The 17,331-nt window shown below is 69.1% G+C and carries 14 protein-coding genes; 3 read left to right on the top strand and 11 right to left on the bottom strand.

What is annotated here, in order from left to right; all coding sequences use genetic code 11:
• Nucleotides 1-602: 602 nt before the first annotated feature.
• The gene (locus ABD747_RS13830; RefSeq protein WP_344805451.1) at nucleotides 603-1,217 is read right to left on the bottom strand and encodes a TetR/AcrR family transcriptional regulator; all 615 of its coding nucleotides are present in this window, start codon (nucleotides 1,215-1,217) and stop codon (nucleotides 603-605) included.
• An 89-nt stretch (nucleotides 1,218-1,306) separates the two neighbouring features.
• Here ABD747_RS13830 and ABD747_RS13825 point away from each other — a divergent pair, with 89 nt between their 5' ends.
• From ABD747_RS13825 to ABD747_RS13815, 3 genes are all read left to right on the top strand, one after another.
• Nucleotides 1,307-2,074 (top strand): SDR family NAD(P)-dependent oxidoreductase, encoded by a 768-nt coding sequence (locus ABD747_RS13825; RefSeq protein ID WP_344805449.1) that lies wholly within the window; start codon nucleotides 1,307-1,309, stop codon nucleotides 2,072-2,074.
• Between the two features lie 38 nt (nucleotides 2,075-2,112).
• On the top strand, nucleotides 2,113-3,150 hold the full coding sequence (locus ABD747_RS13820) for an aldo/keto reductase (protein WP_344805447.1): 1,038 nt from the start codon (nucleotides 2,113-2,115) through the stop codon (nucleotides 3,148-3,150).
• Nucleotides 3,151-3,423: 273 nt separating this feature from the next.
• The gene (locus ABD747_RS13815) at nucleotides 3,424-3,648 is read left to right on the top strand and encodes a hypothetical protein (protein WP_344805446.1); all 225 of its coding nucleotides are present in this window, start codon (nucleotides 3,424-3,426) and stop codon (nucleotides 3,646-3,648) included.
• A 263-nt stretch (nucleotides 3,649-3,911) separates the two neighbouring features.
• Here the strand turns inward: ABD747_RS13815 and ABD747_RS13810 are convergent, their stop codons facing one another.
• The 10 genes from ABD747_RS13810 to ABD747_RS13765 form a co-directional block, all read right to left on the bottom strand.
• Nucleotides 3,912-5,039: a TIGR02679 family protein gene (locus ABD747_RS13810; RefSeq protein WP_344805444.1), complete on the bottom strand. Its 1,128-nt coding sequence runs from the start codon at nucleotides 5,037-5,039 to the stop codon at nucleotides 3,912-3,914.
• Nucleotides 5,040-5,152: 113 nt separating this feature from the next.
• Complete coding sequence (locus ABD747_RS13805) at nucleotides 5,153-8,833, bottom strand: SbcC/MukB-like Walker B domain-containing protein (RefSeq protein WP_344805442.1); 3,681 nt, start codon at nucleotides 8,831-8,833, stop codon at nucleotides 5,153-5,155.
• 479 nt (nucleotides 8,834-9,312) lie between these two features.
• Nucleotides 9,313-10,515 (bottom strand): TIGR02678 family protein, encoded by a 1,203-nt coding sequence (locus ABD747_RS13800; protein ID WP_344805457.1) that lies wholly within the window; start codon nucleotides 10,513-10,515, stop codon nucleotides 9,313-9,315.
• A complete protein-coding gene (locus ABD747_RS13795; protein WP_344805440.1) occupies nucleotides 10,515-12,065 on the bottom strand; it encodes a TIGR02677 family protein in 1,551 nt (516 codons plus the stop codon). The genes ABD747_RS13800 and ABD747_RS13795 overlap by 1 nt, the downstream gene beginning before the upstream one ends.
• A gap of 461 nt (nucleotides 12,066-12,526) precedes the next feature.
• Nucleotides 12,527-12,916, bottom strand: coding sequence for a WhiB family transcriptional regulator (locus tag ABD747_RS13790; protein ID WP_344805438.1), 390 nt, complete (start codon nucleotides 12,914-12,916; stop codon nucleotides 12,527-12,529).
• 239 nt (nucleotides 12,917-13,155) lie between these two features.
• A complete protein-coding gene (locus tag ABD747_RS13785; RefSeq protein ID WP_344805436.1) occupies nucleotides 13,156-13,713 on the bottom strand; it encodes a hypothetical protein in 558 nt (185 codons plus the stop codon).
• Nucleotides 13,714-13,768: 55 nt separating this feature from the next.
• Nucleotides 13,769-14,689 (bottom strand): hypothetical protein, encoded by a 921-nt coding sequence (locus tag ABD747_RS13780; RefSeq protein WP_344805434.1) that lies wholly within the window; start codon nucleotides 14,687-14,689, stop codon nucleotides 13,769-13,771.
• A 3-nt stretch (nucleotides 14,690-14,692) separates the two neighbouring features.
• The gene (locus tag ABD747_RS13775) at nucleotides 14,693-14,920 is read right to left on the bottom strand and encodes a hypothetical protein (protein WP_344805432.1); all 228 of its coding nucleotides are present in this window, start codon (nucleotides 14,918-14,920) and stop codon (nucleotides 14,693-14,695) included.
• Nucleotides 14,917-17,112 carry an ArdC-like ssDNA-binding domain-containing protein gene (locus ABD747_RS13770; protein WP_344805430.1) on the bottom strand — a complete coding sequence of 732 codons (2,196 nt, stop codon included), beginning with the start codon at nucleotides 17,110-17,112 and terminating at the stop codon, nucleotides 14,917-14,919. Before ABD747_RS13770 ends, ABD747_RS13775 begins: the two co-directional genes overlap by 4 nt.
• Nucleotides 17,102-17,311: a hypothetical protein gene (locus ABD747_RS13765; protein WP_344805428.1), complete on the bottom strand. Its 210-nt coding sequence runs from the start codon at nucleotides 17,309-17,311 to the stop codon at nucleotides 17,102-17,104. Before ABD747_RS13765 ends, ABD747_RS13770 begins: the two co-directional genes overlap by 11 nt.
• Between the last annotated feature and the right edge of the window lie 20 nt (nucleotides 17,312-17,331).

Genomic DNA, 17,331 nt, shown 5'->3' with positions numbered 1-17,331 from the left:
ATCAGGCACAGGTCCGAAAGGGCAGCCGGAAGGGAAGGGATGCGTGCCCGATCCCCCTGCTGCACGAAGCGCCCCGAAACGAACAGCGGAATGGTTGCCCAAACTGCGCCCACTAGGCCACCGTGGTGGGTCGGTCGTGCGTCGACCTCCGGACGAGCTCAGTCGCGACCTCCGCTGCGAACGCGGCCCCTGACGCGGGGTGTGCTCCGCTCCGCTCAAGAGACAGACGAGGTCACGCGCGGAGCTTACGTCACGTCGACGATCGTGATGCTGCCGTCACTCAGCTCGAGCAGAATGTCAGACACCTGGCGTCGCAGAACCTGGCCGTCTCGTCCGGAGAGACACATCGGTTGGGCGGCGATCCACCGGACGGACAGGTCGAAGTCGGCAGAAGGAAAGCCGATCTCGTTCCAGCAGGCTCGTGTACCAGGTGGCGGTCCCCGAGATCCGTGGCGACCGCCTCGGTCGCCCGACGGACGTTCTGCCGGGTCTCCGACGCGCCTTCGGGAGGGGCCCCCTTGTGCGCGCTCCGCACGACCGACCCCTTGTGCCTGCTCCGCACGACCGACGTCTTCTGGACCGAGAGATCGGAGTCCTACCGCTTACCCGCCGGCACCCCAGGCCGCGATGGTGCGGGTGATGTAGGTCTCGGCGCTGGCGGTGACGTCGGTACTCGGGTCGAGCAGCCATTGCAGTCCGATGCCGTCGAGCACAGCGGTGACGAGGCGCACCTCGAGGTTGATCTGGTCGGCGGTTAGCGGAGCTACGTCGCCGGCGTCGACTGCTCGCTGTAGATGTGCGGCGAGGGTGGCGAACTGGTTGGCGTATCGCCGCTGGATGAAGGCGTGGGCGGGATGGGTCGGGCTGGAGGCCTCGGCGGCCATCGTGGTGAACAGCTCCTGCAGGCCGCGGTTTCCCGAGGCGGCGGTCGTGGCCTGCGGCAGCCGACGGAAGTAGTCCAAACCCGAGACGTCGCTGAGGCCGTTCTCGAACGCCCGCCGGTCCCATTCCTCCAGGACGGCTGTCAGCAAGCCCTCCTTGCTGCCGAAGTGCTGGAGCAGAGTGGCGTGGGAGACGCCGACCCGGTCAGCGATGGTGCGGATCGAGCCGCCCGCGTATCCGAGCTCGCCGAAGACCTCGACGGCTACGGCGACGATCTGCTCGCGCCGCCGGATCCCTGTGCGGTACGGGCCCCGCGCAGTCCCTGTGCTTGCCATGATCTCAGCCTCCCATTCCCTCTCTTTGACGAAAGCCTACCATTCGGTTAGTGTTCAGGAGAGGACCCCAGCTGAAGGAGCAGACAGCGATGAACCCGACCTACGATTTCACCGGCCAGGTTGCCCTGGTCACCGGTGCCAGCTCCGGCATGGGACTGGCCACCGCCAGGGCTTTCGCCGAAGCCGGCGCCTCGGTAGTGCTGGCCGACATCAACCAGGCCGCAGTGACGTCGGCCACCGACGCGCTGGCCGGCGACGGACATCAGGTCCTGGCGGTGCGCTGTGATGTTGCAGACGAGGACCAGGTGGCTGCAATGGTCGCCGCCACCGTGGACCGGTTCGGCCGGCTCGACATGGCATTCAACAACGCCGGCATCCAGCTCCCGGTCAGCGACGCCGCGGACGAGCCGGCGGAGGCGTTCGACCGGGTGACCGCGATCAACCTGCGTGGCGTGTGGGCCTGCATGAAGCATGAACTGAAGGTGATGCGCAGCCAGGGCAGCGGCGCGATCGTGAACTGCTCCTCCCTCGGCGGGCTGGTCGGCAACCCGGGCCGGGCCGCCTATCACGCCACCAAGCACGGTGTTCTCGGCCTGACCAGCAGCGCCGCGCTGGAGTACGCACCCCGCGGGGTCCGGATCAACGCGGTCTGCCCCGGCACCATCGCCACCCCGATGGTCGCCGACATGCTCGCCACCGGTGAACTCGACCTCGAGCAGGCGCTCGCGAACCAGCCCATCAACCGGCTCGGCGAAGCCGAGGAGATCGCCGCCGCCGTGCTGTGGCTGTGCAGCCCCGGCGCCAGCTTCATCATCGGCGTCGCCCTTCCCGTCGACGGCGGCTACACCGCCCGCTAACCACCCCAGCCACCACCGCGCAACGACAAGGAACCTCTGTGAAGTACTCCATTCTCGGCGCCACCGGGGTGCAGGTGTCCCGGATCTGTCTCGGCACCGCCACCTTCGGTGTCGCACCCACCGCACACGATGCCGACCGGGTCGTCGGCGCCGCCGTCGATGCCGGCATCAACTTCGTCGACACCGCCGACGTGTACGGCAACATGCCGGTCTTCGACCGTCCCGGCGCCCCCGCCGCCACCGACCGGGAACCCGCCGAGCAGATCCTCGGCCGCGCCCTCCGCAGCCGACGCGACGAGATGGTGATCGCCACCAAGTCCAACGGCATCGTCGGCCACAACATCAACGACCGCGGACTGTCCCGCCGCCACATCATCCGCCAGGTCGAGACCAGCCTGCGGCGGCTGGAAACCGACTACATCGACCTCTACTACGCCCACGACCCCGACCCCCACACACCGCTGGAACAGACCCTCGCCGCCTACGACGACCTGATCCGGCAGGGCAAGATCAGATACGTCGGCCTGTCCAACCATCCCGCCTGGCAGCTGATCCAGGCCCTGTGGATCGCCGACGACCGACGCCTCCAGGCACCCGTCGCCGCGCAGGTGAAGTACAGCCTGCTGGACCGGGCCGCCGAGCGAGAACTCGGCCCCGCCTGTGACCGGTTCGGCGTTTCGATCGTGCCCTACGCGCCGCTGCACGGCGGCTTGCTGGCCGATCTGGCGGTGCTCGACCGCGCGGTCTCAGGCGACCAACGCTTCCAAGGCGCCGGATTCACCCAGGCCGAGATCGCGACCGCGCGTGAGGTCGACCGCCTCGCCCGCGACTGGGGCTTGAAGCCGTACCAGGCGTCCTTGGCCTGGCTGCTGTCCCGGCCGGCGGTCGCCTCCGCGATCGTCGGCGCTGAGACCGTCGACGAGCTCCACGCCAACGCCACCGCAGCCGACATCGCCCTGGAGCCAGCACAGCTGGACGCTCTCACCGCCTTGGCCGACCAGCCGCCGGAATTCCAACACCGCGCCGGCGATGGACCCGAGCGGCCCGCCGCGACAGACCGGCCCACAACCGACTAAGTCCCACCGATACGTCGCCGCCCGACGATACGACACGTCTGCGCCCCCTCGCCCGTGAAGCCTGCTCCGCTCGCAACCCACTCAGAAGCCGACCTCACCCAAGGAATCCGTCATGTCCCACGCCGACCAGGCAACCGTCGACCTGCTGAACGACTACTTCGCCGCCATGGAGGCGAAAGACTTCGACCGGCTCGGCTCCTACTACGCCGACAACATCCCCAGACCTTCGCCAACGCCCCCACTATCACCGGCCGGGACACCCTGCTGGCCCAGATGGGCGACCTGCTCGGCAAGGTCAAATCGCTGTCCCACCCGCTGATCAACGTCTGGCAACAAGACGACGGTGTGGTGATCTTCGAAGTCACCAGCATCTGGCGCCTCCACGACGACTCCGAGATCAGCATCAACGCCTGCTCCATCTTCACCATCGTCGACGGCAACTTCACCGACCAACGCATCTATGTCGACAACACCCCCATCAACCCCCACCTCGCCTGACCGGCCGACAAAGGACCCCGGAGGTGGCGTTGCCCTGCGGGTCCAGGTCAACCAGCAGGGGCCGGTCGCCCCGGGCAATGCAGGGCGTGCAGGCTGGCCAGACTCACGACAGCTATTGAAGTCTTCCTGTGCGCGCCGTAAGCCGGTCCTCTTGCGGAACGGCAACCATAGACGAGGCCATCGTCGTCGCTGGGGAGTGGCCTAGCCAGGTCCGGGCGCCCCGCTCCCCTGGGCTGTCCGGTGAGGGCGACTATGTATGGCCGCTACTCTGCGCCGAGGATGGGCCTCATTTCCGCCAGTAGCCCCGTGAGTACTGACTCCTCGTGGACGGCGTGCTTGTTGGCGCGCATGGCGGCACCGAGTTCGTTGTCCCAGGCGGGCTGTACGGGGGTGCCAGTCAGCGGTGGTGCGTCGGATCGGACTGCGGCGAGGTAGTCGTCGGCTGCGAGGTGCCATGGCTGGGCACCGAACTGGGCGATCACTCGGTTCGCGATTGCGATTCCGGGCCAGTCGAAGTCTCCGTGGTAGCGGAGGTCGGCGCCCGCGTCGCGGAGGCGGGTGAGCACCGCACCGACGACGAGGTTGGGTTCGCCGGCGGTGCAGACCGCGGCCCACGAGTCGACCTGGTGGTCGGCCATCGCCTCCACAACTCGAGGGTTCTCGCAAATCAGCACGGTGGTGCCGGTGGGGGGGCCGAACGCAGCAAGGCTCCGCAGGTCCCACTCGGTGAGGTGAACCGGGTCGCCGTCGTCGGCGGCGGCCCGGAGGCGGGCCGCCACTCCCGCGCCGGGCGGACGCAGTCCGAACGCCAGGCAGGTGCGGGAGAGGAGATCAGGCTCAACACTGAAGGAGGTCCAGAGTCGTTCGCGGTCCCGGCTGCGTTCGGGCGGAGCGGTTCCCCGGGCCGCGGCAAGGCCGCGCAGGACTATATGGTGCAGCAGCCGGTCCCGGTCGAGGGCGTGCGCGTCACCGAGCAGAGACGCACCCAGTTCGACGCGGGACCAGGTTTGACCTTCGCCGTCGGTCAGCTGGTTCAGCACTCTGGCTGCCTGGGTGATTGTGGTCTCCGCGTCCAGACGGCTGGTAAGCAACCCGGTGCTGCGCAGGCCCGCTACCCAGTCAGCGGCCCATCGGGTCCGGACAAGATCGAGGGCGAGAACGAGTGGTCGTGTTCTGGCCGCGTCGCGTTCGGCGCGGGCTGCCCGCCGGTCCTGCGGCGGAGTGCCATGAAGGGCCGTGAGGACCGCATCAAGCCCGCCGACACCGGAGCGCTCCCGCAATCGGGAGTCCAGTGCGGAAAGGTCAATTCGCACGCTGTCGCGGGTCACGGTTCGGCCCAGCAGGGCGCCGACGGCATGCCGTTCCGAACGCTCAGCGGTCGGAACGGTCACTGTTCCGGCTGGCATAAGGCCGAGTGCCTCGAAACGGTGCCGGATCCGGGCCCATGCTGCACGCAACGCCGGATCGTCAATCCACCCAGGAAGTTCTGCCATCGTGGATGCGGTTATCCGACGGTGTGCAGCACGCGGCCGTCCCACCGGTAGCGGTATTGGGCGATGCCGCGTTGACTCGGATCACGCAGCGCCTCGTAGATGGCCAGCGCGGGTAGTGTGTCGTGATCACCCCAGAGCCGCTCGCTGGTGATCACGAAGTCAAGTTCGAGCTGGACGAGCAGACCGAACAGCAACGGGTGGGTGCGGACGTCGATCTTCGGGAACGCGTCGTCCAGCAGCACCAGACGTGGCGCGTAGGGCGCGGCGCCGGCCAAGGACGTGAAGTGGGCCGCGGCGGCCGCGAACAACGGCAGGTAGCAGAGCACCTTCTGCTCGCCCTGTGACAGGGGTGAGCGCCGCTGCAGCCGGTCCCAGACGCCGGGTTTCTCCGGACGTGTGTACCGGATGGTGAACTCCGACCAGGTGCGATAGTCCAGCGCCGCCGCCAGATGCTCCCCGTAGGACAGATCGGGCCGCCCGGCCCGCGACGCCTCGATCAGCCGATGCAGAACGTCGCGAAGCCTGGCCCGTTCCTCGGGAAGGAGGGCTCCGACCGGCTGCGCGAGCAGGTGGACGGCCGAACGGGCTTCGGGTGGCACGTCGTCTCGAAGTTTCCAATCCAACCGGACGCGGATTCCTTGCGAGGTTGTGACATCGCCGAGCAACCGGTTCATTGCGGTCACGAGCTCCGCGGCATCGCGGCGGCACTGGCGGATTGCGTCTCCCAACTCACCGAGCACATGCTGCTCGAACTGCTGCTTCTCCCGTTCACTCAACAGCCCGCGGTCACTGTCGACCGATGCCCGCACGCGCCGCGCCAAGTCCACAATCGGCGCCTCGCCGCCGTCGTCACGCCCGACCACGGCGAGGAGGTCCCACTCGTCGTACGGGGCGATGGTCGGCTGGTGGTCGGCGGCAGGTCCGGTCGATGCTTCTCGGTGTGCGGCGTAGACCCTGTTGCGGGCCGGGATCAGCTCGTCGGTGGTCAGCTTGCTGATCCGATCCGCAACCCGGCTCAACGGCAACGGAACGGGCATGTCCGCGGTGACCTGCGACGCGGTCACGATCAGGTGTTGATCTTGGCTGTCGATGCCTGCGGCCGACAACAGGCCGGATGGGATGGCGAGAGCCGCGAACGAGGCCAGCATCGCCGTGCGACGTTCGGTGTGTTCGCTGAGCTGAAGCCCTCCGACCCGGACTGATTCGCGCGCGGTGCCGCGTGCCTCGCTCCCCTGTTGCCGGGCGTTCTGTGCCGCCTGTATGGCGGCCTGATGCGCAGTGCGGGATTCGCGCGCTGCCGCAACTTTCTGCTCCAGTTCCAGCACGGACGCACCTACCGTTTCTCGCAGGGCGTCCAGCTCGGCCCGCTTCTGCTCGGCGCGGTCCCGTGCCACACGGGATTCTTCCTCCTCCACCGCGAGCTCTTCGCCTTCTCGGCGGCTCTGCTCGTGGCCGTGCGCCCAACGTCGCAGTTCGCTCACCAGGCCGGGTAGTAGTTGGGCGCAGTCGTGCAGGTCGGTGCGCAGGCCGTTCAGCCGCTGACCGAACGCCTCCAATGCCGTGTCATCGGACGATAGGCCGTGGGTGTCGGCGAGCTGGTGGAGGTCGGCCCAGAGCCCGGCCGCCCGGTTGCGGGCTTGTTGCGCGCCGTGTTGGGCTTCGCGGTTGAGGCTCTCTTCCCGGTCCTCCTGCTCACGCAGAACCTGATGCTGAGTCCAAGACTCCAGCACCGGGGCCGGGGAGGGAACGCTGCGTTCCCAGGTGTCGAGCGCTGCAATGTTCGCTTGGCTGCGCTGCAGGTCAGTCTCCGCGTCTGTTCGGCTCTGTTCTTGGATGGCGATGGCCGAATCGAGGGCGGCCAGCCGACGCGCGCGTTCCTCGGCTCGGGCGGTGGCGCCGATGTATTGCGCCTGTTGCTTAGCAGCGCGGCCCCGGGCCGGACCGAGCCGCCAGCTGCCATCAACGCCGACCCGCGCTGTGGTGTCGGCGTCGCCGTCGACCCGGATGGCTGTCAGGACACGCCGGACATCGTCGGCGGTGAGGTCACTGTCGGCTGGCAGGTCGGGCCGGAGCAGGTCGGCGAGTGTGCCCGAGCCGGCCGTTGATGGGTCCGGCCGCTCCCCGGTGTCCGCTGCGACTGTTGACTGGGCGGCTGCCGCCGACCCTCGCCCGTTCGCTGTTGTAGTCTCCGCCGCCGCGAGCACGACGTCACGCTGGTCAGCGTCCAGCAGTCGACCGCCGGGCCGAAGCCAGGCGTCGAGCAGGCCGGCGCCCTGCAGGGCCGCTTCCAGGCCTGCCCGGTCGGCGTCGTCCAGGTCGGCCGCGAAGTCGACAAGCTGCCACAGTGCGTGACCGTCGACGCGCTCGGTACGACCGAGCACCGACATCGGCGGTTCGGGATCACGGTCCGCGTCGACCGCGGCGCGCACGTCGCCGAGCCGGCTGAGCGCGGCCCGCGCATTGTCCAGGCGGGTCGCGGCAGCCTGTTCGTCGGCGCGGTGCTGCGCCAGACCGGGCTGGGCCGCGGACCGGGCCTGGTCGGGAAGGATTGCCAGGCTTTCCCGTGTCAGCTCTGCGGGCAGATCAACCGCAGGCGCGTTGGGCGCGGTGGCCCACCGTGTCAGCTCCGCTGCGAGCGCAGTCTCAGCCGCCGTCGCGGTCTTCTGGGCATCCATTCGCCGGCCGCGGGCGGTTTCCCAACGCTGTTCGGACTCGACGGCTCGTCGTTCCGCCTCGGCTTGCTGTCGTCGCGCGTCGTCGAGCTGGCGCACCGCGTCCCTCACCGCGGCAACCGCCGCGGCCCGAGCGCGAACTTCGGTCTGCGCGGCGCCGAGCCTGGCGCCGGCGGCGTCCAGGGCGGTGGCGAGAGTATCGACGCGCGCAGGATCGGCGAGGCGCTCCTCGATCAGAGCCGGCGGGATGGCGATCGACGACCCGGGTACCGACTCTCGCTGCCGGCGGTCGAGCCCGGCCGCGAGGTCGGTGAAGTGGGTCAGCTCGGCTTGGGCGGCCTGCGCCTGCCGGTCGACGGCTGCCGCACGATCCCGATGCGCGTCAGTCAGCCGAGTCAGCCGCTCGGCGAGCCGGTCAGCGGTCGCGCATTCGCTGCGTTCGGTGTCGGCCAGATCGGACAGCCGCCGTTGGTCGCGGGCGACCGGGCTGGTCTCGAGCGCGCGCAGCCGCCCCTCTGTCTCGGCCAACCCGTTTTGGCTGGCGCGGAGGGCGTCGTCGGCGCGTCTGCAGGCCGCCTCCGCGGCCGCGAGCTGTTCCTCGCCGCGACGGACCGCGACTCGGAGCCGGCGCTCCTCCCGCAGGGTGTCGACGACCCGGCGCGCCGCGTCCGCGGCCGCAGCCCGGGCGTAGAGGGTGTAGGCGTCAGCGAGGGTTGCGAGTGCGTCCGCCGCGTCCGAGCGGCGCTCGATCTGCTCGCCGAACGCGGCCAGCTCGTCGAAGGTGTCCCCGGCGGAACGGATGTCATGTTCGCCCAGCTGAGGCAGGGCCTGAGAGAGTTGTTCGGCCAGTTTTGCCGGCTCGATGTCCTCCCCGATCTGTGGTTGCCGCAGCCAGTACAGCAGCCGTAGCACCTCGTCGTACTGGTGGGCGTCGAGGCCGAAAAGGCTGCGTCCGATGTGCTCCTTGTAGTCCGCCGCTTTCTCGAAGACCTGGCCGTCGCCGCTGAGCGTCTCCTCCAACCTGGGTCGGGACAGCGGACCGGCGGAGTCTTCGAGGAACAGGTCGACGCCGATCCGGCGATGGGTCGCGAAATGCCAGGCGGTCGCCGTGCGGGCCGACATCGACGCGCGGATACCGACTCCGCAGGTGAAGGCTTCCTCGGTTCCGTCCGCACGGCCGCGGAGGAACTCCACCCAGATGTATCCGACCCGAGACTGTCCGTCATAGCCGTCGGTCATCAGCCACAGCAGGCTGGTGTGGTGCTTGGCCGACGCGGTGATTTTGGCTTTGTCGCCGTCCAACGCGAACGGCAGCAGCATCTCCAACGTCTTCGACTTGCCTGCCCCGTTGGCCCCGCGCAGCAGCAGTCGACCCTCGGCGAACACGAACTCCTGGTCGTCGTACTGCCAGACGTTGAGGATGCCGGCCCGGCTGAGCCGGAACCGTTCGGTCCCGGCAGGTGGCGCGGCGTCACGGCTGCGAGTGATCGTCACCGTCATCAGTCATCCTCCTCGAACAGCGACGGTTCGCTCGACGAAGCGGCGAGCAGTGTCGGGCGGGGCGCGAAACGGGCCGCGGCGGCATGGACGTCCAGGCCTGCCGGGTGTCGGCGGACCAGCTTCATGTCGGCGAGCAGCCCGACCGCCTCCTCGTACAGCACCTCCGGCCGTTCGCGGTGCGCCTTGCGCAGCCCGCGGCGCCAGGACTCGAACACCCGGTCCGCCGCCCGCCGGGTTGTCGACGTTGCCACCGGAGTCCACGTGGCCCCGGGTTCCGACCCGTGTGTGGCCCGAATCTCGGCCACCAGCTCGCTGAGGAGCAGTAGCGCGAAATGCTTGGTCGAGCCCGACGCCGGGAAGTCCACGTCGGTCAACTCCCCGCTCGGGTCGATCGCCACCGCGCCCTCGGCCCGCAGCTCCAGGTCGAGTCCGAGATGCCGGTGAAACCACTCCCGCTCACTGTGACGGTTGCGCCGCCACCATTCGCGCTGTTCGTCGGTGAGCTCGTCGACCGACAGCACCGGCTGCTCGACCAGCCGGCGTCGAATGGCCACCCGGGCGCCGCCGGCAGCGGACGGCACGGCGGTGACGGCCAGCACGTCCGATGCGTCGTCGCAACCGCCGATTGGTGCCGCAACGAGGACGGCAAGGCGGTCGCGGTGGACGTCGATCAGGGAGTCGGTCCGCCGCTCGGCCCAGTGCTCCAGATCGCCGTCGCGTTCGGTCAACACGCCCAGGTCGATCAGGGCAACCAGCGCCGAGTGGAGGGCGCGACGATCTGCGATCGCGTCCAGGTCCACGTCGATGCCCGCATCCGCCGCGGCTGTTCGGACGGCGGCGACCAGCTCATCGACCATCAGCTGGCGACGCGCCCGGGTCAAAGCAGCCAAGGTGAGCGCCAGCATCGTGTAGCGGCGCGGAGTGAACGCGACGTTGTTGCGGCGCCGCAAACCCCGACCCGCGTCCCGCCCAATCCCGGACTTGAACAGGCGGGCCAGACCAGGCTCGACCACGAGCCGGTATCCCAGTCCGTCAGCGAACAACCGAGTGAGCTCGTCGCGGTGACGGCGGACAATGCCGAGTTCCTCCGCATGGGCGTCGACGTGCAGCAGCGGTGTCCGCAACAAGGCGCGAGCGGCGGCACGGACATCGGCCTCGACCAGCAGGTCGGGCGCGGCGGCTGGGCGTTCCGGAACCACCATCACGCCTCGGCTCGTCTCCGGACCTCGGAGCCGTCGAACTCCACCACGATGGCGAGATCACGCAGCACCAACCGACCCGACGGGCCGCTGATCGCGACCACCGAGCCCGGTGCGGAACGCAGTTCCACGCTGATCGTGCCGTCATCGACCCTCGTCGCAGCGCGGGCGCAGCGGTCGGCCATCAACGGCGAACCGTGGTGGGTCAAGGCCTGAGCGAATAGGTCGAGGAATGCGGTGCGCGCCGGATCCGAGAGCCGGACATCACCCAGCCTCCCGGCGTGCGAGGCCAGCTCCCGTAGAGCAGCAACCCGCCGACGTTGCTCCTGCTCGCGTTCAAACAGTCGCGCCCGTTTGGCCGCCGAGTAGTCGACCCGTGCGCCAGCACGGCCGCGGGGTGTGCGATCACCCTGGAGCCTCAGACTCAGCGGCACCTCCGCCGCCGGAGCCTGCCACCACGACCGGGTCGCCGGCACCGGGTCTCCCTCGTCGTCCGCACCGAAGCCGAGATGACGGGCCGAATAGAGGCCGAACGTTGCCGCCCACAACTCGTGGGCACGGTCGTCGTCGGCCGTGTCGAACCAGCCCGCCAACCTGACCAGGTCGCTGTAGCGGCCCTGCTGCCGATCGGCCCCAGCCGCGATCCGACGCAGATTCACCAGCAACGAACGCATTGCATCAGTGGCGAGCCGGCGCACATTCTCCGCGTCGGACCGGCGACCAGGCGCGCCGACAAACCATGTCCGCAGACTGGCCCAATCCGCCGGGTCCAGCCCGGTCGCCCGCCTCGCCTGGGAGCCGTCTACGCCGACCAGACGTTCCCCCGCATTCGCCCAAGCACACAATGCGGAGACACTCGGCCCGAGCTCGGACAGCCGATCCGCCACCTGCGGGGTGTACCGGGAGATCTCGTCGATGAAGCGTTGCAGATAGTCGAGCAACGCGGACTTAAACAGTTCGAACTCGTCCCGGCCAAGATCGAACCGGCTCAGCACCTGGGTCAGATACGAGTAGAACTGTCGCGTCGAGGAGACCAGCACCTCGAACTGGGCGAACAACGTCGCGATCCGGGCCGCCACATCCCGAGAGTCGGTCCCCTCGATCCGACGGTGCCCGATCCCGGCGAGCTCCTCGATCCCGGTAAGGATCCCCGGCAACATCTCGCTGGAAACCTCGCGGGCGGTCTCTGAGTGAGCCAACAGCTCCTCGACCTGTCGGTGAACCAGCTCGCCGCGCTGCGTCAACTGGTAACGGGCCCGATTCGACAGATACTCCCGGACACTACGGGCCTCCGCCTCACGAGGGCTGCGAGCCAAGTTACCGTGCTCAACCAGATAAGACAGCCGCAAATCGACGGCGTCACGGTCCAGCACAAAACCCTGCTCCGCCAAGCGATCGGTCACCTCGTCGGCCGACTGATCCGACAAGAAGCCACTCATCCCGGTCGTGAACAATCCCATGATCGCCAGATAGCTGGCCGCCTCCTCGTTCACCGCATAGCGCAGCGCGCCCAACGTGTGCCGTTCACGCGGGTCCAGCACTCCACCAGCCACGGCTGCACCGTATCCAGCGCCACCGACATTACGGGCTCCCTACGGGGATCTGGCCAGTCCCGTCGACTTGTTACGACCCGCGGGATTGCCCTGTTCCAGAGCGGCCCACGGCTGAGGCCATCTTGTATGCGGAGACCCGACCGGTCCGAAGACAATCTCTGCCACCTGTGCTGGTGATAGGACAGGCCGGTGGGACCGCAGGCCTGCAGCTCCGTGTCGCGAGTCGGAGCTCGGCTCTTCGGCGGTGATCCGGACCGTCTCGGACAAGACCGGGTCCGAGGAGGGCGACTATGTCGGCTACTACCTGCGCCGAGAATGGGGGTCGTTTCCCTCGGTGGCCCTGTGAGTGCGGACTCCACGTGGACGGCGTGCTTGTTGGAATGCATGGCGGCACAGCGCGTCCGCCCGGAAACCCCCTCAGCGAGACAGTCCCTCGAGCGGAAGACCCGTAGCCGCAAGGTTCAGCCGTAGCTGTGCCCGTCGACGAGGCGGTCGAGTTGCATGAAGTCTTGGTCGCGGAGCTGGTGGAAGGTGTGCTCGAGCCGATTCCAGAGGGCTTGGCGTTGGGCGGGGTTGAGACCGCCGCGCCAGTTGGCGTGGTCATCAAGGACGAGCGCCGCGGTCAGGCAGGGGGCCCGAACCGGGCAGCCGCGGCAGTCGTCGCGGGTCGCAGTCCCGGTTGGACGGCAGACGGCGAGGTCGAGCCATTCGGTCTGCTGCCATTCCACGGTGACCTGCAGCTGACGGATCACCATGGAGCGGTACTCGCAGCCGACCAGCTGGCCGATGATCTTCGGGTCGGGCGCGGATCCGGCCACAGTGTCGTCGGTGTCGGGATCGTCGTGGTCCACTGGCGTGTTCCTTCCTTGATCATCCGTCGGTCGGAGTGTGCGCCGGTTCCGACCGAGCGTGCCGCGGCAGTCGTCTACCTGTGGATAACTCCCCCGACAACCTGCCAACGCTGTGGATGACGCCTCAACCACATCCCGTGGACATCCACGGACATTTCGCCGTCTCACCATGACTGCCGCGCGGTCGCATTGGTAGCCCGAGCGGTTCCCCGGCGGTCGGGGATGGAACCCGAGCCATCTCAGGATCCCGGTGCCGGGTCCGACTGGTTTGGGGTTGTGGGGGCGGCGAGGGTGGCGAGGCGTCGGTAGAACAGCGGGTTGGTGGCCGGTTGCAGAGCCTGCAGTTGGGTGCGGGCGACGGGCTGCACGCGGGCGGCGACCTGGGCGATCAGCTCGGGGGTTGCCATTCTGACGATGGTGGAGTGGGACAGTCCGGTGACCTCGGCCACAGTTCGGGCGGTGGCCGGTTCGGCGGCGAACAGCCGGGCGTAGATGATCAACTCGTTCAGATAGTTTTGCAGGTCCGCGATTCGGGCAGCGGTGGCCTGCAGTTCGTCGAGCACCACATCCGGTGGTTCGAACGAGCCCCGATCGGTGCCGTCGTCGTATTCGGACCAGCTGTGTTCGATGTCGCGCAGGTACGCCTCGACGGCGTCGTTGAAGTAGTCCCGCCGCTGATCGTCGACCACCTCCTCCGCGACCGGGTCCTCATCATGGGGGGCCGGGTACCGCAGCATGGTCAGCACCGACAGGTCGTACCAGGTCTCCACCGAAACGCTCTCACGCGAAACAGCCATACAGCTCAGCCTACACCGTACTGGTGCACTGAGCACCAAGCACGACCGAATTGGATTAGGCGTGTCGGATCTGCGGCATGCCGCGCTCGGTCGGCTCCACGTCGAGGGTGGACGCGGCCAGTCCGGTAAGTCTGTCCGTTCCGGCTCCGATCTTCGGCAGGTCGGTAATCGCGAACTCGTCGAGTGTGGCGGCGTGGTTGAACAGGGCCCGGGCCGCTTCCTTAGCCGGCCCCTGGAGCGCGGCGAGCCTCAGATCGTCGGCCGCTCCCGCACGGTCGGGGACGGTGGCGTCGGTGATCACCCGGTCACGGTCAGCGGTCGGCTCTCGGGCCGCGACGGGCCAGACGAGCGGTTGAATGGTGCGGGTGGTGAGGATGGTCGCGATCTGGTGGATGGCGGCGTCGTCGAGGGCGGGCTGTGGTGGTTGGGTGCGGGTTGCCGTTTGCAGGTGGTCCAGGTAGCAGTGCAGGTACCAGTGGCGGGTGACGTGGACGCGGACCGGGTCGGCGTCGAACCGGCCGTCGGGGGCGTGGGTGATGGCCCGGCGGGCGGCGGTGGCGTGGAGGCTGGTGATGATGGTGAGGGTGGCCCGGGCGGCGTCGGCGTCGGCGAGGTCGCGGAGCACCGCGACCGCCCGCAACGCCGCACGCGGTGTCCGGGTTGGGGTGAGCCGGTGCAGCAGGGCGGCTGTGTCTTCGACCTGTTGGGCGTCGATCGTTACGGCCGGGTTGCCGAGCCGGCCGCGGAGTCCGTTGAGGTAGCAGTGCAGGTACCAGTCCCGTAGCAGTCGTCCGGCGGGCCGGTACCGGGCCTGCCCGACCACGGGGTCGATCCGGGTCACCTTGACCAGGCGGCGGGATTCTTCCCGGCCGGCGTCGACCGCCCGCCGCTGCAGCCGGTCCAGGTCGGTTCGGGCGTCGGTGACGGCTCGGGCCCGGGTGTCGTGGGCGATGACCATGGCCAGCTGGAGGTCCATGGTTCAGTCCTCGAGCCGGGACAGGTCGATCCCGAACTCGTCGAGGACGTCCTGGTCGCCCATCTCCTGGCGCAGGTCGGCGATCGACGCGTCCCGCCGCGCCTCCGCTTCCCGGACCCGGGCCCGCAGGATCTCCAGCGCCTCCCACCCTGGCTCCCCGCTGCTGCTGCTTTCCTGCTGCTGGTCGTTGTCGCTCACGTCGTTGTGCTCCTCGCCATGGGTGTCGGTCATGTCAGCCGCCGGGTTGGTGCCGCGACGCCGAGCCGATCTGTCAGGCGATCCGGGTCCGTCTCGGTCGCAGTGTCGAGCTGGGCGGCGATCTGCTGGCACTGGCCGATCAGGTGGTGGCAGGTCTGGTCGGCGTACAGGATCCGTTGGGTGGTGGCTTCGGCGGCAGCGACGGTCGGGTCGATGTTGAGTCGGGTGGCGAGGTACCAGACGTGGTCGGCCCGGTCGGCGGGCGGGACCCGTGTGGTGTCGGGGAGCAGCTGCCGGAACCCGGCGAGTCGGCGGGCCGGGTTGTCGTCCAGGTCGATCCCGGCCAGGGCGTTGTCGCACACGACCTGGGCGGCCGGCCGGGCGGTGCGGACCAGGTCGGCCAACTGCTGGTGGCGGCCGGCGGCGATCAGGTCGGTGGGGTCGGTGCCGGCGGGTAGGGCGGCGGCGGTGACCGGCCGTGGAGCCTGGTCGGTGAGCCGGCGCCAGGCGGTGTCGGTGGCGTGCCGCCCGGCCGGGTCGGCGTCGAACGCGAGACAGACCGGCCCGTCGCCGACCAGCTGGGTCAGGAGTTCGGCGTGGCGCGGGGTGAACGCGGTCCCGCAGGCGGCCAAGCCGACCATCCGTGCACCGGTCCGGGCGGCGGCCAGGTCGACGGCGACCGCATCCAACGGCCCCTCACACAGCACCGGCGTCCACCCCGCCCCCATCCGGGTGGCGTGGCCGCCGAGCCCGAACAACACCTCCCCCTTGTTGAACACGGCGGTGGCCGGTGAGTTCAAGTAGCGGGGGCTGTACCGGTCGTCGACCGCATCCGGGCCGACCCGTCCGACGAATCCGACCAGCACACCGTGATGATCCTCGATGGGCAGCATCAGCCGGTCGCGGAACCGGTCCACCAGCCGGCCGGTCCGGGCCCGGCTGGCCATCCCGGCGGCCTCGATCTGGGCATCGGAGTAACCGAGCCGGGCCAGATGATCGACCAAACCGGTCCAACGCGCCGGCGCATAACCGAACCGGTCCAGCATGTCGGCGAATCCCCGCCGGGCGAGGTAGCCGGGCACCCACGACGTCGCCAGCTGGTTTCGGAAGAACAGCTGGCTGTCCGCGACCACGCCGAGCAGGGTGCGGCGTTGATCGACGGTGACAGTGACGGCGGTGTGGCGGCTGGCCTGTTCGCGGACCACGGCCGTTTGCTGGTGGGCGTCGGCGATCAGCATGGCGAGTGCCTGCCCGGCGGGGTCGGTGATCGCGTCGCCGGTGGTGGCGTCGATCAGTTCCGCCGAGGCTCGCATCACCCGGGCACCAGTGCGGGTGACGATGTCACCGATCAGCAGCCCTTCGGCCGCGGCCGGCCCGGACGCCCACGACGCCACATAGGGGAACGTGTAGGTGTCGGAGTCCAAACCGTGGGCGGCGGCGACCAGGTAGGCGACCGACTCCGCCTCGACCTCCCGCACCCCGGCACACACCACCCCACCCGTGCCGTCGGTGTCGGCCTGGTCGGGGTCGGCTGGATCGGGCTGGTCGGGGTCGGTGTGGAGGAGGATGTGGCCGAGTTCGTGGGCGAGGGTTTTGACGGCCTGGGCCGGTTGCACGTCGTGCCGCACCCAGACTTCGCGGCGGGTCGGGTTGGTGAGCCCGTTGGCGCCGTGCAGGTCATCCAGGCTGCCCCGGAGCAGCCGGTAGCCGCGTGCGGTGACCTCGGCGGCGAGCGCGTCCCACAGCCCGGCCGGGGCGTCGCCGGCCAGCAGCACGGGCCTGGCCGGTTCCGGGATCGGTGGCCCGTCGGTCTGGGACAGGTCGAAGACCGGCACCGGCCGGAACCCGACCACGTGCTGCCGGGTCCGCTGCCAGCCGTCGTCGCCGCGGACCGGCTGTCCGTGATCATCGACAACAGGGGTGCGGCGCAGGATCGGCGCCAGCACCCGGATCCCGGTCTCTCCTTTGCGGACCTGCCGGCCCTTGGCCTGCCATGTGCGATAACTCGCGACGGTGGTCGCGTCGGGTCGTTGGGACCAGATCAGGATCAGGTTGTTGAACGAGTACCGGTGGAAGCCGCGGGCAAACTCCAGCCAGGCCTGCCACTGCTCACCCGACTCCAACGCGTCCACGGCCCGCCGGAGCCGGTCATGCAGCTCCTCCAGGCTCACCGCCGCCGGTGTGCCGCTGTTACCGCTGCGGGTCCGGATCCTGTCAGGCGTCATCGTCGGATCCGGGGTCGGAGGGTTGTCGGCCCCTCGCCTGTTCGAGGCTGGTGATCCGAGAGGTCAACAGGGCGATCAAGCCTTGTTGGGCTTCGACCGCCAGCCGCAGGTCGTCAAGCTGGTCTTGGAGCTGTTCCAGGATCAGTGGCAGGTCCGGGGTGCCGCGGACGCCGCGGTCCTGACGCGGGTGATCGGTCATGGCGTTCTCCGTCTCTGATG

It is taken from the genome of Microlunatus ginsengisoli (assembly GCF_039537205.1).
In the GTDB taxonomy this organism is placed as follows: Bacteria; Actinomycetota; Actinomycetes; order Propionibacteriales; family Propionibacteriaceae; genus Microlunatus; species Microlunatus ginsengisoli.
Note: the sequence above shows the minus strand (reverse complement) of the source record. Positions and strands in the feature narration are given on the sequence as shown.